Below are 20,017 nucleotides of genomic sequence, written 5' to 3' on the forward strand. Positions count from 1 at the left end.
TAATCCAATAATAAAGGTTCTAAATGAAATACTTAGTCACAGGCTCCGCGGGTTTTATCGGCGCCAAAGTCAGTGAACGCCTTTGCTTGCTTGGCCATGAAGTTATCGGCATTGATAACCTCAATGACTATTACGACGTCAATCTCAAATTGGCACGTTTAGACCTTTTACAAACTTTAGATAATTTCCATTTTATTCAACTCGATCTTGCAGACAGAGAAGGTATTGGTGCGCTTTTTGCGCGGCATGCATTCCAACGTGTTATCCATCTTGCGGCTCAAGCTGGCGTACGTTACTCGCTCGACAATCCGTTAGCCTATGCCGACAGTAATTTAATTGGCCATCTCACTATTTTAGAAGGGTGTCGCCACCATAAAATTGAGCATCTCGTGTATGCCTCATCTTCGTCTGTATATGGGTTAAATCAGAAAATGCCCTTCTCCACTGAAGACAGCATAGATCATCCCATTTCGCTCTATGCCGCCACGAAGAAAGCCAATGAATTGATGTCGCACACTTACTCACATTTATATCAATTACCGACGACAGGTCTGCGCTTTTTTACTGTCTACGGCCCTTGGGGCCGTCCCGATATGGCTTTATTTAAATTCACCAAAGCCATACTCGCAGGTGAAGTGATCGATGTGTATAACCGTGGCGACCTCAGTCGAGACTTTACCTATATTGATGATATTGTTGAGGGAATTATTCGGGTACAAGCCAAACCACCTAGCCCAAATACGGACTGGACAGTAGAAGCTGGCACGCCGGCCACCAGCAGCGCGCCATATCGCGTCTTTAATATTGGCAATGGTAGCCCAGTGCAGTTACTCGACTTTATTACAGCGCTAGAAGATGCCTTAGGCATTAAAGCGAACAAGAACTTCCTACCGATGCAGCCGGGCGATGTGCATTCGACATGGGCCGACACAAGTGACCTATTTGATGCCGTTGGCTATAAGCCATTAATGGATATTAATACTGGGGTCGCACAATTTGTGGACTGGTATCGCCAGTTCTATAACAAATAATTTTGTGTCCAAAAGCCAAACAAAAAGGCCTGCAAGAATGCAGGCCTTTGCTTTAATCATGAATGTTAGAAGCGATACTCAAAACTACTGAAGAGCGTAGCATTAGTATCGTTTTCTTGAACATCAAATTCCGATCTCGATACTGTTCCGCCCAAATTTAACATACCTTGCCACAGTGGCATGCGGTAAGAAAACTCTAACATCAACAAATCTTCCTTCGGTGGTTGCGGCGCCCAAGTGTTGGCCACATTTGAACCATCTTTATTCAGCTGGGCATAACGCAATAAAGAAGTAAAACCACGGCTGTTACTAAACTGGCCGACTAATCCCACCACAAACGTTTGAGCATCGCTATCATAGGTTGAGCCTAAAGCACGGCCATAATAACGAGAACCACTTAGATAGACAGGATCTTCATAGAAGCAATTGGCACTATCGCCATCGCATTTTACATAGGTATCTGAATATTCCATAAACAGCTTAAACTGCTTACCCGATGTGCCAAAATGGGTATCAATCCCCCAAAGTGAGCCGCAGTCACTACCATTCTCACAACTATGTTCGAGATATAATCCCACAGGAATATCCTGCAAAGAGCTGGTATAGCGCATATCGATACTTTGGGTTCTATGGCCTGCATCGCGGCGCTCATCTGGCGTGCAATTACTTGTACCATCGAGGCAAACTGAATTACTGGCAACCGAATCCCACCAAGAATTGAAGTTGCAATCTTGGCCCTCTCCGCAAAACAATGTCGACCACGACAGACCCACTTCTAGCTGCTTAATCGGTCTTGCACTTAAGCGCATATCCCACTCAGCCGTTTTAGGCACAGCACGATCAACTTCCGTTAAGCTAAATCCGGTTTTAAATGTCCAAGGACCAATCCAAGATAACCAAGGCGTTTCAAAGGCTGCGGCATTATTGCGGCTCAGCGTTAGCGACTGCATAGGGCGAGCGTTATTAGAACGGTGCAATGCAGAGTCAAATCCAGGCCCCCACCACTGTTCAACCGAACCTAAGGTCGCAATCCAATTACCTAAAATGATGGCAAAATATGACTCATCGAGGCGAAAATTTTTATTATCTTGCGGATCATAGGTTTCTGCCACCGTCGCCTTATAGGCAACACGTGACCCTAAATACTCGTAGGAGCCCAGCACTTCACCTTTCTCGCGATAGTCGGAACCATAATGTTGAAAGCGAGCAGGATCAGACGCTGCCGACACTTTTATCCGCGCATTACCGCGATTATCGACGGCACTTTGATAATAAAAGTTAACCCGAGCATAAGCTTGTACTAAAGAAGGCGACAGCAGTTCAGGCTCAACTTTCGCTAGATCACCGCCAATTCCTGACCACATCAAGGGGTAAGTATTCACAGGAACAGTGATCACTCCCGCATCGGCCAACGCTTGAATATCCGCTCTAAGATAAATATCAGAGGCATCAACCCAAGGTGCAGCGGCAAGTATTGAAGAAAAAAATAGGCCAGAGGCAATGCTAGTAGCAAGGATCGTGGGGGTTAAAAAAGCCTTCATAACATCCTTTTAAGTATCATCGCGAGGCCACAATGCCTCAAAGTTAACACAAAACGCCTACATAAAAACCATCAGGTACGCAGGTAAAATCTAAGGTTTAGCCAGCTTAAGCTTTGCTGCTAATGCTGTCGCCACTTCTGAGTGAACAAATTGGTTCACATCGCCACCATGCAAAGCGACTTCCTTTACTAAGGTTGAGGAGATAAAGGAATTTTCCTCGGCAGGCGTTAAAAACACGCTTTCCAGATCTGGGCTCAATCTACGATTCATATTTGCTAGCTGGAATTCATATTCGAAGTCAGATACCGCACGTAACCCACGCACCAGCACGCTGGCCTTTTGCTCCTTGGCAAAATCCACCAGCAGGCCGGAAAATCCCACCACCTCGACATTATCCAAATGAGCGGTGACACGGTTTACCAGTTCAACCCGCTCTTCTAAGGTGAATCTTGGCTGCTTAGAAGGATTAGCCGCAATGCCAATGATCACATGCTTGAATAACTTAGCGGCACGCTCGATTAAATCGGCATGACCATTGGTAATAGGATCAAAGGTTCCTGGATAAATAGCTCTTGTATGCACTTTACTGACTCAACTCACATGGATGCCAAAAATCATTGCTCGTCAGTCTACTCGTTTTAGCCAAGCGAGTGAATAATCGCAGCAAAATCGGCTTTAAATAGCCACAAAAAGCCTCAAAATTGGCAAGAATCCAAGTGAGTAAGCCCCTATAAAGGCGCAAACTGATATAATGTTTAACCTAATTGAAACCGACCAAATACGATGTCGCTCACCCATTCAACGCTATTACGCTGAGCCAAAGCTAAGTTGAAACCACGACGTTTAAAGACACGCAGAAGAGCACTTATATGAAGAAAATCGCGATTTTTTGCCATAACTTTTTCTCCAACGGCACGGTAAAAATAGCCTTATCGCAGGCAGAAGTGTTGCAGGAAGCAGGTCAGGATGTGCATTTGTTTGTGTTTCACAAGGAAGGCGATTTTATACCGCCACAAAATGTAACCATTCATTATCTGTTTGAAGCGGGTCAAAAACCTTCGCTTCAGGAGCAAAGACAACAACTTATAACGAAAGTGAACGAAGCAGAAAAAACGGGGGAATTCTCACTATTTTTAAGCAATTCAACCGACTGCGACGTTGTTGTTTCCGGCTGTCATTTCGATCCTTGCTACTACTTCTGTCATTGCGCCTTAAAGCAAGAATTATTGATGGAGTTAAAACGCGGTCCAGTGCACTTCTGGCGCAGATGGAAAAAAGCCAAAGCTCTGATCGGCAAAAAAATCATCACAGTTTCAAATGGTATTGCCGACGAGCTAAGAGCCACGTCGTGGTTGAAACCTCAGAGCGTGCAAACCATCTACAATCCTTTTCGCCTCGAAGAAATAAAAAATAAAACTCAAGAAGTCATTGCCGAAATTCCCAACGAACCTTACATGATCCATGTGGGTAGAGTGACTCGTCAAAAACGCCATGACATTCTCTTCAAAGCATTGGGGGATATGCCGACAGCACCTAAACTAGTTCTTCTCTGTAATCGGCCAAATAAGGCGCGTAAATTAGCCAAAAAATACGGCGTAGAGCACCGAATTATCACACCTGGTTTTCAACATAATCCCTATGCTTGGATTGCTAACGCAGAATTGATGCTACTGAGTTCCGACTTTGAAGGCTTGCCCACTGTGGTCATTGAATCATTAGCCTGCGGCACGCCAGTTGTCAGCACAGACTGTCCTCACGGCCCAAATGAAATCCTTACAGGGCACTTAGCAAAATACTTAGTCCCCGTTCGTCAACCAGCACTGCTGGCACAGAAGGCTCTAGAATGTCTAGCATCGCCCCCATCACTTGAAGATCTTGCGATTCTTAAAGCCGTAGACAGCCAATATATTGCTCAGCAATATTTGAATTTGGCAGAATAAATATCCTTATCAGTAGTAAATAGGAGCTCTATGGCTAATATAAATAGAGTTTCTATTTAATCTCGCTGAAAAGTTACACTCTGATACAATATGCAAGCCCATTAAATCGCTCGCAAGCGCTCATCAAACTTAACACCTGTATCATTTTTAGCGTAAAAGACACAAAGATATAATACCTTTGGTTTATATAATCACGATTACAGAACATATGTAATACAGTTATTTATAAGGTCATCCATTCTGTATTTATGAATAAATAATTTCATTGATAGTCTATTTGAAAAATATCAAAATACTCCCATCAAATAATTCTGCCTAAGTAGAATTAGCAATAAATGATTTTTTTGGGGTAGTAATGAGTAAGCTTAAAGTGGCTTTATTAGTTGATGAGTACTTTGGTGGCACAGGCACAGTGTACGGTGGGTACGGTTTTCTAGCACGTCACTTAATCGCCAAACACTTACCCAATGAGAATATTGAAGTAGAAGTGCTCATAAAAAAAGATTGCAGCAAGCAAAGATTAATACCTCGTCGCTATATGATCGATGGCATTAAAGTTTATCGCTTAGCGGCTAAATTTATGGATTTTCTTAATATTAGATTTTTGAAAAAGAAAAATTACGATATATTTTTGTCAATAGAAATGACAACCCACTCCTATCGTATTCTGAAAACTATCCCTAATATTGATAAAAAGCTCCTCTTTTGGGTTCAAGATCCAAGACCTGATTATGAATGGGATGAAATAAATACCGTCAAACTTTTCCCAGAAAAAAGTTATTGGGACAGTAATATTTATCAGTTTGTTCATGACCTTTGGGCAGCAGGGAAAGTCTCATTTATTTCTCAGGCACGCTTTTTAGATCGTAAAGCCAGAGATCTCTATAATCTCGATGATAAAACAGAAATCAAATATTTACCCAATCCTATCGAGATCGATCATAGTTTCGATGTAGAAGCACACCCGAAGAAAAATCACATTATCTTTCTGGGACGAATTGAGTCCGTCAAACGTGGTTGGTTGTTCTGCGAAATAGCTAAACTGATGCCTGAATATGAATTTTTCATGCTAGGTCAGTCATTTAGGCAGTCAAAGAAAAATCAGTCCATCATGAATGACTACCTAAATATTCCCAACCTACATTTTGTCGGCCATGTAGAAGGCGAGAAAAAGGCGCAATTAATCAAAGATGCTAAAATATTGGTTAACACTTCAATCCATGAAGCTCTACCTATCTCTTTCTTAGAAGCCTTATCTTATGGCACTCTTCTCGTCAGTTGTCGTGATCCTGACGAGCTGACTAGCCAATTTGGCGTATTCACAGGTACAGTGATCGGGGATGGTTTTGACAAAGTCGATTTATTTGTCGATGGTATACGCCATCTCATGGAAAACGAACCACTCAGGCAAGAGCTCGCGATTAAGGCGGTTAACTACATCAAAGCCAACCACAGTATTGAAGATTTCCAGAAAAATATGCAAGAAATCATCTTTAAACTGGTGGAAGAAACGAAACTACAAGGCTAACAAAATGGGTCGATATTAAAATATCGGCCCATAAGTAACAACAGCTAGCTAAAACAACTTCCAATAACCTAGCTTGCGACGCATTTTAAAATGGCGCAGCAAGTTTAATGGTTTAGGCTTAAGCCAATCGGTGCCTTTATCAATCAAAGCATCTGTTGCGGCTAAAACTCGCTGGCTAGATTGGCCATCCCCCGTAGGGTGAATTTGATTACAATAATCATGGATATACGCCATCAAATCATCTGGACGACTCAGTGCTCGCGTTAATGCAGACTCAATATCCTCAACCTGACTGATATCGATTAAATGATCTTTAGGTGACTGATTTTTAAAGGTCACCACGGGTTTTCGCTGCATTAAAAACATCAGCAGAATCGATGAGGTGTCACACAACATTACATCACCCGCCTGCAGCAAAGGGATCACATTATCGGTTTCAACAAACTGTAAATTCTCGTTTTCTAAAGCCCTGTACTGCTCAACAATCTTAGGGTTCATCTTAGGATGAAATTGTACTAACCAGCGCCATTGACCTTTTTGCGACAGGATTTTGATCTGCTCAAATACCACAGGTGCGCAGGTCAAACTAGGAGAAAATGTCGAGCAAAAAAGTACCACAGGTCTTGGGTCATCCGCTTTGATATAGGGATTATCTTTATTCTCAAGAAATAGGGGGTCGAGCGCAGGCCATCCCGTTTCAACTACAGTAAAAGTACCAAACTTTTTCTCAAGCTTAAGGAAAGGCAAAGTTGTCGCTGGGCCTTGGGTACAATACAAGTCAAAACAATCACGGATTTCGAAGTGATCTTCACGGCCCTTATGATTCATTTTACCTGCATTAAAGCCATGAAATACCCCGACTTTAACCCCAGGAATAAAACGAGGGACAACATTCCCAGGAACAAATACCGCATCGGGTTTCCACGCCTTAACGGCATCAATGCTCAACAAACGCGACTCATCAGCCTTTAGAAACTTAGCGTCGACTTCATTTCCCTCTAAAAACCAGCAAACCTCATCGCCTCTAGCCCAAATGACTTGTTGAAGAGGCCTTAACATCGCATAGGAATAGTTTTGCGCTATGTAAAATAAGTAACGTCTTTTGGCTTGTTTGACTTCTTCCACCCGCATCCTCCTACAATAAATTGTTAAATTATTTGGCCAACGCTAAATATTGTTCAGCAATTAAGGTGGCATCCACTTTGGCCAAAATATCCACCTGTTCAAGGGATGGCGGTTGGCTGACAACCTCATCTATCATTTTTGCTAACGCCGCAGGATCGCGACGCGGCACAAGATACGGTGCTAAATTCCCAGTTAAAATCTCACTAGGACCATGGGGACAATCAGTACTCACCACAGGCGTCCCACACGCTAACGATTCAATCAAGACTGTCGGCAGACCTTCAAAATCGGAGCTAAGCACTAATGCCTTAGCCTGCTTAATCCAAGGAAAAGGATTGCTTTGGAAACCGGGAATAATTAATCGCTTTTCAATACCAAACTTTTTCGCCGCTTTTATCGCTTTCTTGTGGTTGTGGCACAAGAGCACCACGGGAAGCTGATTTTGCGTGAGCTTGAGGGCTTCAAACAGCACATCATGGCGTTTTTGCTTAGCAAAGCGACCGACATGAATAAGATAATCACCCTGAGGAATTTGCGGATTATCTTGCTGTGATTGAGATGTGATGTCATTAAACTCAAATGGATTATAGATAGTCTGCATCGATGCTGGATGCAAACGACCTTTATCTTTGATCTCATTTGCTATGCCATTTGAGACGGTAATCAAATGCTGGCCATTGAGCGCTTTTTTGGCTCTGAGCTTTTTAAAGTACGCGAACGGCCCCAATTTAAATTGGCGGCTCAACTCTTCTTCCACTGAGGAATGGACTATGACATAAAGCGGTGAAACGCCCGTTTTGGTCATCATCAAATTAGTTTTATCTAAGTTAGATAAAAACAAATCGAACTTGCCCACTTTAGATTCAATTTCAGCGATTTTTGCGCTGAGCTTGTGAACCGAAGCATTCAATCGCACAAAATGGTCGAAATCTTTATCCTTAGGGGCAAAACATTGATGAACGGGTAAGTCCTCAGGGGTTTCATAATAGCGATTATCCTCCATGACTAAAAAATGCGGCTCATGCCCTAAGCGAATAAATTGCTTGGCTAAGGTAATCATGACCTTTTCGGCTCCGCCACCCGCTAAACTATCAATGGCAATAGCTATCCGCATGATTTATCTCCTAAACGATATTCTGAATACCCACCGCTAATGCAGCGATATTTCAAGAGTGCTGAACAAGAATGCACGATACTAACAAGCCTTAACTGAGTGTCTGCTGAACCACTAACTCAAACTTCTCAATCACGGCTTCAACACTGATCAACGCCATCAAATGCTCGCCTTTGGCGCGAGTACCCCACTTAACTTCACCTCTATGTTGGGATGCTATCGCCTCATCATAGGCGCTCACCACATATTGCTGCGATAGATAAGGACCTGTGCGCCCAGGATTTGAATGGGCATATAAACCAATGACTGGCGTGTCTTGGGTCACCGCCATATGCGCAGGGCCCGTATCAGGCGCTAACACTAAACTAGCGCGTTTTAGCAGGGCTAATAGTTGAGCCAGACTGGTTTTGCCCACTAAATTATCGATTTTAGAGGGACAAGCCTGCAAAATTTGCTCTGCTAAATCCTTCTCAAGTTGAGTTGGGCCACCGCACAGCATGACTCTAAATCCTTTCGCAATTGCATGGCTCGCGACGGCGGCATAACGCTCGGGCAACCAGTTACGTTCAGCCTTACTGGCTGCGGCGCAGATGATAAAGACTTTTTCATTGTCCTTAATCTGCGTCTGGGCAAATTCAGTATCCGCAATTGGTACAGGGATATGCCATTGAGGAGTGAGATCCTTGACGCCAATCGCCTTAGCGAATCCCATAAATCCTTCGAGCACATGGGGCTTGGCCAAGGGCTCAACCCTACGATTCGTCACTAGCCACTGACCTTCTTTGGCGCGGGCACGATCAAAACCTATGCGCACTTTTGCCGAGATGGCTAATGAAGCCAAAGTTGCACGTAGCGCAACCTGCATATGCAGCAGCACATCAAAACGTCGGCCTTTTAATGCCTTACGTAAATTAAAATAGCTACGCCATCCTTGAGATTTATCAAAAATAACAAACTCAATGCAGGGTAAATGCTTCAACAATTGATATTCGAGTTTACCGATCACCCATGTGATTTTGAGCTCGGGGTATTGCCGCTGAATCGCCTGCACCATAGCCACGGCATGACAGACGTCACCGATTGCGGATAAGCGAAGCAAACAAAGGGAATTCATGGTATTGGGATTTAAACTCATTGGGATTGAAGCTAATTAGCTCTTAAGGTTATTTGGCGCAAGCTAAGGATCTTAATGTAGAATGGCCCTAGGTGCCACGCTTAAGTCAACAAATCTCCCATGAATGCTCAGATACAGCTCATAAAAACCGCCCAAGGTTACATGGCAGTTTGCCAAGATACACCAACAGATATCGCTCCAACTTGGTTTGCGGTGGATTTTTGGCGTGCTAAAAATGCTGTCGTCGGCTCATCCAAAGGCCGCTACACCACTTGGTTTGTGGCATTTGAACACAGCCATTGGGTATTGCGGCATTATTGGCGTGGCGGCTTAATGGAGAAATTCAGCAAAGATGCTTACGTTTATACCGGCCTTGAAAATACCCGCGCTATGGGCGAGTTACGCTTATTAAACATTTTGTATCACGAGGATTTTGCTGTACCTAAGCCGATTGCCGCCAACATAGTACGCGATGGATTATTTTACCGCGCCGATATCATTATCGAACGGGTCGAAGGCGCCGAAGATTTAGTCGCTAAACTCAGCAAAGGGCTTATGAACACTGAGCAATGGCAGGCGTTGGGAGCAACTATCGCCCAATTCCACCTGCGCGGTGTATACCACGCCGATCTCAATGCCAAAAATATTCTGTTCCAGCCTGCGCAAACTGCACCAATAACGCCAGAGCGCTTTTATCTTATCGATTTCGACCGCGGTGAGTTAAAAACACCGAGCCCGCAATGGCACCAATCGAATCTAGACAGACTGTTACGCTCTTTCAATAAAGAACAAGGCAAACTGCCAAGTCTTGCCTTCACCGCCGATAACTGGTCATCACTGATGATGGGCTACCAAGCAGCGATGCAAAGCGCCTGATCCACTTTAAAAATTATCCTTTTTAATTAAGCCTTTATGAGGGATTGTGCTAAAGCAAATTGTCGTTGCAAGGCACCGCGATTTGCCTCAACCACTGCTAATCCCGCGTTTGCCGCCTGCTGGCGCAATTCAGGTTTCGCAAAATAGGCAATCAAATTAGCCGCCAGTTCATCCGCCGAAGCGACAATCCTTAGCCCACCAGCGTCCGCCAACATCTGCGTAATTTGGGCAAAGTCCCAATGGTTCGGCCCCACCATAACAGGTACGCCCATAGCGACTGGCTCCAAGGGATTATGACCACCGTTAGCGATCAGCGTACCACCGACAAAAGCTTGATCCGCGGCGCCATAAAAGGTCAAAAGTTCACCCATAGTATCGCCCACCAGCACTTGTGTCGTAGCCGTCACGGGAAAATTACCGCTGCGACGAACAGATTCAAAACCTTGGCTGGCAACAACCTCAGCAACGGCAGAAAACTGCTCAGGATGACGCGGTGCAATAATCATCAAGGCATCGGGCCACTGAGCCAATAATTGCCTATGCGCGGTGAGCATGGCGTCAAATTCTCCAGGATGCACACTGCCTGCAACCCAAATAGGCGATGTTTCACGCCCCCAAGCCTGACGCAACTGCTTGGCATTAGCTAAGCGCTCGGGCGTAATACTGAGATCAAACTTCAAGCTACCGCATACTGTCACTCTGTCTGGCGATACACCTAACTCGATAAAACGCTGCGCTTCCACTTGAGTTTGCACCGCAATAACATCAAGTCGTTGCAACATAGGCCGATTGAGTGTTGGATGCTTAGCATATTGCGCCGCCGACTTGGCCGACAGGCGGGCATTCGCTAACATCAAGCGCACACCGCGTTTGGCAGCAACAGCAACTAAGTTAGGCCACAACTCAGTTTCCATAATCACACACCACTTGGGCGAGACTTGGCGCAAGAAACGCCGCACACACCAAGGTAAGTCAAAGGGCAAATAACAATGCTGCACTGAGTCACCAAAGGCTTTGCGCACTTCGGCAGATCCCGTTGGACTGGTTGTGGTAACCGTAATGCTTAGCTCAGGGTGTGATAGCATAATCAAACGGATCAAGGGAATTGCCGCGAGCGTTTCCCCCATAGACACAGAATGGATCAGTAAATCCGTCGATTTAAGTCGGGTTAATCCAAAACGCTCCCCCCAACGACCGCGGTAATCAGGGCTTTTAATAGCACGAAATGCTAAATAGACGATTAGCAAAGGGGATAATAAATATAAGATCGTGGAATAGAGAAAACGATTCATTAAAAACGTGCTTATGAGTTTTGCCTGATGAATGGCGGCAATGTTAGCATATGCACCAAATTAGGGATAATTTACCAGCAGTATGGCGGTCGTTGGTTAACTCTATCTATGATGTGGCGTTCACTAGCAATTTGGATAACTTATGAAAACCCGCGACAAAATAATCTATGCCAGTCTTGAACTGTTCAACGAGCATGGCGAAAGAAACATCACCACCAATCACATTGCCGCTCACTTAAATATGAGTCCCGGGAATCTTTATTACCATTTTCGCAATAAAGAAGACATTATCCGCTGTATTTTCAGCTTATATGAGAATCATCTCGAATCGGGTTTCCAACCCTATGAAGATAAGCAAGTGGATGTGGAACTGTTAATCGGCTACTTCGATGCTATGTTCTATACCCTGTGGCAATTCCGCTTTATGTACGCCAACCTTGCGGATATTCTCGCCCGCGATGAAGAACTAAAAAAACGTTATTTGCATGCACAGCAACAAGTTTTAACGCGTTCGAGCCACGTACTGCATAAACTTAAGCAAGATGGCTTTTTACACTTAGAGAGCGACAAAATCACGCCACTGGCGGATACCATCAAGATGATCGTCAGCTTTTGGATCGGCTACCAACTCACGCAATCCAGCACGTCGACCATCACTAAAGCGACGCTCTATGAAGGTGTATTGAGGGTACTGATGATTTTCAAAGCCTATGCAACCCCGACATCCGTCGCGACGTTTACTCGCCTAGAGCAGCATTATCACGCGTTAGCGAATCAAGAATCCCTCTAGCATCATCCCAAACACCTATGTTGGGAACTCGCATTCGGTACTAGACTAAAAGCAATTATAGTGCTGAGTGCGAGCCTGTTTTTCGCTCTACATCCCTTAAAAGAAGACTCAGCAAAACAGTGATAAACTTATGTTGCGCATTAGTTTTTATAATGTAAAAACAACTTTAGCCCTAAACTAGTTTATCTTGCGAACCTGCATGAAAAAAAGGCTGTAGGCCGATTAGGTTTAGAGTTAGAATGCCGCCACTCCCAAAATCAGAATAAAGTTAACTAAGGAGATATCAGGTGGCCTCTACCTCATTCTACGCACAGATTAATCAACAGCTTGCAGACATCAAAGCCGAAGGCTTATATAAAAGCGAGCGTGTTATTGCCTCACCGCAACAGACTGCCATTCAAGTTAATCAGCAAGAAGTTATTAACTTTTGCGCGAATAATTACTTAGGCTTAGCGAATCACCCAGAGCTAATCAAAGCCGCCCAACAGGGCTTAGACAGCCACGGCTTTGGTATGGCGTCGGTGCGCTTTATTTGCGGCACGCAAGATATCCATAAAAAGCTAGAAGCTAGCCTAAGCGAATTCCTCGGCACCGAAGACACCATTCTTTACTCTTCATGTTTTGATGCAAACGCCGGCCTGTTCGAAACCCTGTTAGATGCAGAAGACGCGATTATTTCCGACGCGTTAAACCATGCTTCTATCATCGACGGTGTACGTTTATGTAAAGCCAAGCGTTTCCGTTATGCCAACAACGACATGGCCGATTTAGAAACTCAGCTGATCGCCGCTAAAGAAGCAGGCGCCCGTAACATCTTGATCGCCACCGACGGCGTATTCTCCATGGACGGCGTGATTGCTAATCTGCAAGGCGTATGTGATTTAGCCGATAAATACGGCGCACTGGTGATGGTCGATGACTCTCACGCGGTAGGCTTTATTGGCGCAAATGGTCGTGGCACCCACGAATATTGCAATGTGATGGACAGAGTCGACATCATCACAGGCACCTTAGGCAAAGCCTTAGGCGGCGCATCGGGCGGTTTCACTTCGGGTAAAAAAGAAGTCATCGACTGGTTACGCCAGCGTTCACGTCCTTACCTGTTCTCTAACTCATTAGCGCCGTCAATCGTGACTGCATCTATCCATGTGTTAGAAATGCTCAAATCAGGCCAAGCCCTGCGCGAAGCCGTATGGGAAAACAGCCGTTATTTCCGTGAGCAAATGTCAGCAGCAGGCTTTACTTTGGGCGGCGCCGACCACGCGATTATCCCTGTGATGATTGGCGATGCGAAACTGGCGGGCGACTTTGCTAACCGCTTATTAGCAGAACATATTTATGTTATTGGCTTCTCGTTCCCTGTGGTTCCTAAGGGACAAGCCCGTATCCGTACGCAAATGTCAGCGGCACATACCCGTGAGCAACTCGACAAAGCGATCACCGCCTTTACACGTATTGCCAAAGAAATGGGCATTATTTAGGACTCAAGACAATGAAAGCACTAAGCAAGTTAAAAGCCGAAAAAGGTATTTGGTTAGTCGATGCGCCTAAGCCAGTAATGGGCCACAACGATCTGCTGATCAAAATTAAAAAAACGGCGATTTGTGGCACCGACATGCACATCTACAACTGGGACGAGTGGTCACAAAAAACCATTCCCGTTCCTATGGTTGTTGGCCATGAATATGTAGGCGAAGTGGTTGATATCGGCCAAGAAGTGCGTGGTTTTAAGATTGGCGACCGCGTATCTGGCGAAGGTCATATTACCTGCGGCCACTGCCGTAACTGTCGCGCTGGCCGCACCCATTTATGCCGCAACACCTCTGGTGTCGGTGTAAACCGTGAAGGTTCATTCGCGGAATACTTAGTGATTCCCGCCTTTAACGCCTTTAAAATCCCTGATGACATCAGCGATGATTTAGCGTCAATCTTCGACCCGTTTGGTAACGCTGTGCACACAGCATTATCCTTCGATTTAGTCGGTGAAGACGTGTTGATCACAGGCGCAGGTCCCATCGGCATAATGGCTGCGGCAGTGTGTCGTCATGTAGGTGCGCGCCATGTGGTGATCACAGACGTTAACGAATACCGCTTAGAGCTGGCCCGTAAAATGGGTGCAACTCGCGCAGTCAACGTGTCTAAAGAAAGCCTGAAAGACGTGATGAAAGAACTGGGCATGACCGAAGGTTTCGACGTCGGCTTAGAAATGTCTGGCGTACCATCAGCCTTCCACGCCATGTTAGATACCATGAACCACGGCGGCAAAGTCGCTATGCTGGGTATTCCAGGTGGCGAAATGGCGATTGATTGGAGCAAAGTGATCTTCAAAGGTTTGGTCATTAAAGGCATCTACGGCCGCGAAATGTTCGAAACTTGGTACAAAATGGCGAGCCTTATCCAATCTGGCTTAGATATTTCGCCTATCATCACTCACCACTTCAAGATTGATGATTTCCAACAAGGTTTCGACGCCATGGGCTCAGGCCAATCGGGTAAAGTGATCCTCAGCTGGGATTAATCCTGCAGAGCATTACTTAGATAGGGGCTGTACACTCGCAGCCCCTTGTTGCACACTTATCCCATCTTGATTTCCATCTCTTAGCTTTGTCAGGTTTTATTATGTCTTCCTTTAAACACTTAAGCGTTAATCAATTGCTGCAAATGACCGAAGCACAGCCAGTGCAAATCGTCGATATCCGCGATGGCAATAGCTTCACCAACGGCCATATTGCAGGTGCAACTAACCTGAATAACGAAAACCTAGCGCAATTTATTAGCCAAGCCGATATGGACAGCCCACTGGTAGTGGTTTGTTACCACGGTATGAGCAGCCAAAATGCGGCGCAGTATTTATGCGAGCAAGGGTTTGATGACGTTTACAGTCTAGACGGCGGCTATAGCGCCTGGCATGAGGCAAATGCATGATAGAAATTGGCCGACTCCCCAACAGTAGAGCCGCGCAGGCATTTGTCGATTACCTCAAAGGTGAACACATTGACTGCCAAATTGAGCCGCTGGAGCAAGGTGTCGCCATTCTCGTCATCCATGACAAAGATCTGGAGCAAGCGCGCACAGAGTTTGCCCATTTCATGGCTCATCCCTACGACAGTAAATATCTGCAAGCCTCGTGGGAACACGGCGATACCCAAACTAAGATAGATTACGGTGCGCCTTCGCTGCAGCTATTTACCCAATTCATTACCGGCGCAGGCCCAGTCACGTTGATCGTTTTTGCAGTTTGCGTACTCATTTTTGCGGCGATGAACTTAGGGTTCGCCAACCAAACCTACGCAGCACTGTCCTATTTTGGCGCGGTACCAAGTTCAGAGTTCAGCCAGTTCTGGCGTGTTTTTACCCCAAGCCTGCTGCATTTTTCAGCCATGCACGTCATCTTTAACTTGCTCTGGTGGTGGTATTTAGGCGGTAAAATCGAAACCCGTATCGGCACAGCACCATTGCTAATCTTGCTGTTTGTGGCGGGAACACTGCCAAACGTCATCCAATATTATGTCGGTGGACCTAACTTCGGCGGGCTATCCGGCGTTGTGTATGCCGTGGTGGGTTACACTTGGGTCATGGGGATACGTAAACCTGCTGCTGGAATAGACTTTCCACCATCATATATGGCCTTTATGATGATTTGGTTGGCATTGGGATTCACGGATATTCTAGGGGTTGCCGTTGCGAACGGTGCCCACATTGGTGGCTTACTCATAGGGTTAGCCCAAGGTTTATTCGATAGCCGCAAGTCCTCAAGCTCAGTCTAATCCCGCTATACCAAGATAAATCCTGAAGAGCGCATGGGGATTTATCTTGGTTCAATGACGCGCTCTTACACTTCTACAAACCTAACGCGCGTCAGTCATCTCCAGTACCTTAGCAACCAGCTTCTCGATGCCTGAATGCGCTTCAGCAATACTTCCAGCCAACATATATGCGGGAGTGCTGACAATTCGATTCGCTTCATCTACGACGATCTCATGCACAGTCGCGACTTGATGCTCTCCACCCATCAAATTGAACGCCGCAACAGTATCGCTATCATTACCAATAGTGCCTTTTACGCCATGGGGATATAAACGTGGGATCATCATAGGTGCGATACAGATAAAGCCAACGGGCTTTTTCGCCAGAATGAACTCATTGATAAAATCTGTGACCAGCGGATCTACTTCACACTCGCTGCCGTTCGTCGCAAAATTACACAGATTTTTCGCCGCACCAAAACCACCGGGAATGATCAAGGCATCAAATTCGGCGATAGCTAATTCTGTGGTCGCTTTAACTTCGCCACGGGCAATGCGCGCCGACTCCACCAGCACATTACGACTTGCTGTCGCATCGACCTCGCCAGTGAGGTGATCGACCACATGCATCTGTTTGATATCAGGTGCAAAACATTGGTAGTGAGCCCCCGCTTTGGATAAGCATAAAAGCGTTAAAACCGATTCATGGATCTCTGTTCCATCGAAAACACCGCATCCACTCAGTAACACTGCGACTTTTTTCATTAAAAATATCCTTCTTATGTCATTAAGTTTTAACAAACTACAAACAAACTAGTTGATCTGATTAAAAATCGTGCTAACTTAATTCGTCGAATCTGACGGGTGCCGAAAATTAAGCCAATCCTTAGATGTATTTTACGGAGTCAATAAAAAATCCACAAATTGGGAAGATTTTTTACGAAACAGTATTGAACTCACACAAATCTTTTATAAATATAAAAAACAACAACTTAAAAATATCGCACTAAGCCGTAATCATCGCCATTATTCTCAGTTGACTTTTTCACTCACAGACTTATCCACAGGCTGAGAGTCATTTTGCCGTGGCTGAAATAGCGCTTATGTGGCATGCTTAGCGCCATCTAAGTCATCGATAAACGAAAAATACTTATGCCAACCGTCGCTAAAAACCCACTTGTGCTTGTGGATGGATCTTCTTATTTATATCGCGCTTATTATGCGCCTCCTCACCTGACAAACTCAAAGGGCGAAGCAACCGGTGCCGTTTATGGCGTAGTGAATATGTTACGCAGCTTGCTGACTCGCTATCAGCCGAGCCATATCGCAGTCGTGTTCGATGCCAAGGGCAAAACCTTCCGCAATGACATGTACAGCGAGTACAAAGCACAGCGCCCACCAATGCCTGATGACCTACGTTCGCAAATCGAACCTTTACACCGCATTATTCGCGCACTGGGTTTACCACTGATTTCGATTTCCGGCGTCGAAGCCGATGACGTGATCGGCACTATTGCTCGCCAAGCCAGTTTAGAAAACCGTGCAGTGCTTATCAGCACTGGCGATAAAGACATGGCGCAGTTAGTCGATGAGAACGTCACGCTAATCAACACCATGACAGACACCATAATGGGCCCAGAAGAAGTCGCGATTAAATTTGGTGTTGGTCCAGACCGTATCATAGATTTGCTAGCGCTGATGGGCGACAAGGCCGACAACATTCCCGGCTTACCCGGCGTTGGTGAGAAAACTGCGCTCGCTATGCTCACAGGAGCCGGCAGCGTGAGTAATTTATTAGCGGAACCCGAAAAAGTCGCCGAGCTCGGCTTTAGGGGTTCTAAAACCATGGCGGCGAAGATCATTGAAAATGCCGATATGCTCAAGCTTTCTTACGAACTCGCCACCATTAAAACCGATGTCGAACTTGAGCAAGACTGGCACGAACTCACCATCAAGCCCGCGGACAAAGATGAACTGATCAAATGCTACGGCGAGATGGAGTTTAAGCGTTGGTTAGCCGAAGTCTTAGATAACAAAATCACTGCAAATACCTCAATTGATGCGGCATCCGAGACACAGGAAGACTCAACTCCAGTCGAAGCGATTGCAACGCAGTACGACTGCATTCTCACGGAAGCCGAATTAGACGCTTGGATTGCTAAGCTTAAAAAAGCCGACTTGATGGCGGTAGATACCGAGACCACCAGCTTAGATTACATGGTGGCTGAATTAGTCGGGATCTCCTTCGCCGTTGAGGCAGGAAAAGCGGCTTATCTGCCTTTGACCCATGATTATGTTGGCGCACCGACTCAAATCGATAAAACCGTCGCGCTAGAAAAACTGCGTCCACTGCTTGAAGATCCAAAACTTAAGAAAGTCGGTCAAAATCTTAAGTACGACATAAGTATCTTAGCCAATGCGGGTATCAAACTGCAGGGCGTCGCTTTCGACACCATGCTCGAATCCTATGTCTTCAACTCAGTGGCTTCGCGCCATGATATGGATGGCTTAGCGCTCAAGTACTTAGGCCATAAGAATATCAGCTTCGAAGAAATCGCCGGCAAAGGTGCAAAACAGCTGACCTTCAACCAAATTCCACTAGAAACGGCTGCGCCTTATGCGGCCGAAGATGCCGACATCACCCTACGTTTACACCAACATTTGTGGCCAAGACTCGAAAAAGAAGCGGAACTGGCCGCTATGTTTACCGAAGTCGAATTGCCGCTGATCCAAGTATTGTCGGATATTGAACGCCAAGGGGTATTAATCGACAGCATGTTACTCGGCCAACAAAGCGACGAGCTGGCGCGTAAAATCGATACCTTGGAAGAGAAAGCCTACGACATTGCCGGTGAGAAATTTAACCTTGGCTCGCCTAAGCAACTGCAAGTATTGTTTTTTGAAAAGCTAGGTTATCCGATCACCAAAAAGACCCCCAAGGGCGCTCCATCGACGGCAGAAGAAGTATTAGTTGAATTGGCATTAGATTTCCCTTTGCCAAAGGTGATCCTCGAACATCGCAGCCTATCTAAATTAAAGAGCACTTACACAGATAAACTGCCACTAATGGTCAATGCTAAAACGGGTCGTGTGCACACTAGCTATCATCAGGCCAATGCGGCAACAGGACGCTTATCATCGAGCGAACCTAATCTGCAGAATATTCCTATCCGCACCGAAGAAGGTCGCCGTATTCGCCAAGCCTTTATCGCACCTGATGGTCGTAAAATTTTGGCAGCCGACTACTCGCAAATCGAACTACGGATCATGGCGCATTTATCCCAAGATGCTGGCTTACTCAAAGCCTTCGCCGAGGGCAAAGACATTCACAGAGCTACGGCTGCCGAAGTGTTTGGCACTAACTTTGATGAAGTAACCACAGAACAGCGTCGCCGCGCCAAAGCGGTTAACTTCGGCTTAATTTACGGCATGTCAGCCTTTGGTTTAGCGCGTCAGCTCGATATCCCGCGCCATGAAGCACAAACCTATATCGACACCTACTTTGCCCGTTATCCAGGCGTATTACGTTATATGGAAGAGACGCGTGCGGGGGCTGCCGACCTAGGTTATGTATCGACTCTGTTTGGTCGTCGCCTCTACTTGCCCGAAATCCGTGATCGTAACGCGATGCGCCGCCAAGGTGCTGAACGTGCTGCGATTAATGCCCCAATGCAAGGCACGGCTGCCGACATCATCAAAAAGGCCATGATCAATATCGCCCAGTGGATAAAGACAGAAACCCAAGGCGAAATCACTATGATCATGCAGGTTCACGATGAATTGGTGTTTGAAGTCGATGCGGATAAAGCAGAAGCGCTTAAAAAGACAATCTGCACTTTAATGGCACAAGCCGCCGATCTCGATGTTGAACTACTTGCCGAAGCGGGCATTGGTAATAACTGGGATGAAGCCCACTAACC

At 45.7% G+C, this 20,017-nt stretch carries 17 protein-coding genes; 10 read left to right on the top strand and 7 right to left on the bottom strand.

Translation table 11 applies throughout. The features are described from left to right. The first annotated feature begins 23 nt into the window (after window positions 1–23). Window positions 24–1,031, top strand: a complete 1,008-nt coding sequence (locus BM607_RS16690; protein ID WP_071940239.1) for an NAD-dependent epimerase — start codon at window positions 24–26, stop codon at window positions 1,029–1,031. 65 nt (window positions 1,032–1,096) lie between these two features. On the opposite strand, the gene BM607_RS16695 is transcribed toward BM607_RS16690, so the two are convergent. Both BM607_RS16695 and coaD read right to left on the bottom strand, forming a co-directional pair. After that, window positions 1,097–2,572: a capsule assembly Wzi family protein gene (locus BM607_RS16695; protein ID WP_071940238.1), complete on the bottom strand. Its 1,476-nt coding sequence runs from the start codon at window positions 2,570–2,572 to the stop codon at window positions 1,097–1,099. 90 nt (window positions 2,573–2,662) lie between these two features. After that, a complete protein-coding gene (gene coaD, locus BM607_RS16700; protein ID WP_012090652.1) occupies window positions 2,663–3,154 on the bottom strand; it encodes a pantetheine-phosphate adenylyltransferase in 492 nt (163 codons plus the stop codon). Window positions 3,155–3,441: 287 nt separating this feature from the next. On the opposite strand from coaD, the gene BM607_RS16705 reads away from it, so the two are divergent. After that, window positions 3,442–4,512 carry a glycosyltransferase gene (locus tag BM607_RS16705; RefSeq protein ID WP_071940237.1) on the top strand — a complete coding sequence of 357 codons (1,071 nt, stop codon included), beginning with the start codon at window positions 3,442–3,444 and terminating at the stop codon, window positions 4,510–4,512. Window positions 4,513–4,867: 355 nt separating this feature from the next. Continuing rightward, entirely contained in the window at window positions 4,868–6,040 is a 1,173-nt protein-coding gene (locus tag BM607_RS16710; protein ID WP_041408555.1) for a glycosyltransferase family 4 protein, read from the top strand. 48 nt (window positions 6,041–6,088) lie between these two features. On the opposite strand, the gene BM607_RS16715 is transcribed toward BM607_RS16710, so the two are convergent. The 3 genes from BM607_RS16715 to BM607_RS16725 form a co-directional block, all read right to left on the bottom strand. Continuing rightward, on the bottom strand, window positions 6,089–7,165 hold the full coding sequence (locus BM607_RS16715; RefSeq protein ID WP_071940236.1) for a CDP-glycerol glycerophosphotransferase family protein: 1,077 nt from the start codon (window positions 7,163–7,165) through the stop codon (window positions 6,089–6,091). A 28-nt stretch (window positions 7,166–7,193) separates the two neighbouring features. Further along, a complete protein-coding gene (locus BM607_RS16720; protein WP_012588953.1) occupies window positions 7,194–8,279 on the bottom strand; it encodes a glycosyltransferase in 1,086 nt (361 codons plus the stop codon). 91 nt (window positions 8,280–8,370) lie between these two features. Next, window positions 8,371–9,414, bottom strand: a complete 1,044-nt coding sequence (locus BM607_RS16725) for a glycosyltransferase family 9 protein (RefSeq protein ID WP_012588954.1) — start codon at window positions 9,412–9,414, stop codon at window positions 8,371–8,373. A 99-nt stretch (window positions 9,415–9,513) separates the two neighbouring features. Here BM607_RS16725 and BM607_RS16730 point away from each other — a divergent pair, with 99 nt between their 5' ends. Next, entirely contained in the window at window positions 9,514–10,269 is a 756-nt protein-coding gene (locus BM607_RS16730) for a 3-deoxy-D-manno-octulosonic acid kinase (protein ID WP_012588955.1), read from the top strand. 26 nt (window positions 10,270–10,295) lie between these two features. On the opposite strand, the gene waaA is transcribed toward BM607_RS16730, so the two are convergent. Next, window positions 10,296–11,561: a lipid IV(A) 3-deoxy-D-manno-octulosonic acid transferase gene (gene waaA, locus BM607_RS16735; RefSeq protein WP_071940235.1), complete on the bottom strand. Its 1,266-nt coding sequence runs from the start codon at window positions 11,559–11,561 to the stop codon at window positions 10,296–10,298. Between the two features lie 142 nt (window positions 11,562–11,703). Here waaA and BM607_RS16740 point away from each other — a divergent pair, with 142 nt between their 5' ends. The 5 genes from BM607_RS16740 (at window position 11,704) to glpG (ending at window position 16,118) form a co-directional block, all read left to right on the top strand. Beyond that, window positions 11,704–12,351, top strand: a complete 648-nt coding sequence (locus BM607_RS16740) for a TetR/AcrR family transcriptional regulator (RefSeq protein ID WP_011845372.1) — start codon at window positions 11,704–11,706, stop codon at window positions 12,349–12,351. A gap of 287 nt (window positions 12,352–12,638) precedes the next feature. Further along, window positions 12,639–13,832 carry a glycine C-acetyltransferase gene (locus BM607_RS16745; RefSeq protein ID WP_006079371.1) on the top strand — a complete coding sequence of 398 codons (1,194 nt, stop codon included), beginning with the start codon at window positions 12,639–12,641 and terminating at the stop codon, window positions 13,830–13,832. Window positions 13,833–13,843: 11 nt separating this feature from the next. Next, window positions 13,844–14,869 (top strand): L-threonine 3-dehydrogenase, encoded by a 1,026-nt coding sequence (gene tdh / locus BM607_RS16750; RefSeq protein WP_006079369.1) that lies wholly within the window; start codon window positions 13,844–13,846, stop codon window positions 14,867–14,869. 101 nt (window positions 14,870–14,970) lie between these two features. Continuing rightward, window positions 14,971–15,276 carry a thiosulfate sulfurtransferase GlpE gene (glpE, locus tag BM607_RS16755; RefSeq protein WP_006084745.1) on the top strand — a complete coding sequence of 102 codons (306 nt, stop codon included), beginning with the start codon at window positions 14,971–14,973 and terminating at the stop codon, window positions 15,274–15,276. Further along, window positions 15,273–16,118: a rhomboid family intramembrane serine protease GlpG gene (gene glpG, locus BM607_RS16760; protein WP_006079366.1), complete on the top strand. Its 846-nt coding sequence runs from the start codon at window positions 15,273–15,275 to the stop codon at window positions 16,116–16,118. The genes glpE and glpG overlap by 4 nt, the downstream gene beginning before the upstream one ends. Window positions 16,119–16,199: 81 nt before the next feature. Here the strand turns inward: glpG and elbB are convergent, their stop codons facing one another. Beyond that, window positions 16,200–16,862: an isoprenoid biosynthesis glyoxalase ElbB gene (gene elbB / locus BM607_RS16765; protein WP_006084747.1), complete on the bottom strand. Its 663-nt coding sequence runs from the start codon at window positions 16,860–16,862 to the stop codon at window positions 16,200–16,202. 387 nt (window positions 16,863–17,249) lie between these two features. Between elbB and polA the strand changes: the two genes are divergently transcribed. Then, the gene (gene polA / locus BM607_RS16770) at window positions 17,250–20,015 is read left to right on the top strand and encodes a DNA polymerase I (RefSeq protein WP_071940234.1); all 2,766 of its coding nucleotides are present in this window, start codon (window positions 17,250–17,252) and stop codon (window positions 20,013–20,015) included. The last annotated feature ends 2 nt before the right edge of the window (window positions 20,016–20,017 follow it).

The sequence above is a fragment of the Shewanella sp. SACH genome (assembly GCF_001887095.2).
In the GTDB taxonomy this organism is placed as follows: Bacteria; Pseudomonadota; Gammaproteobacteria; order Enterobacterales; family Shewanellaceae; genus Shewanella; species Shewanella baltica.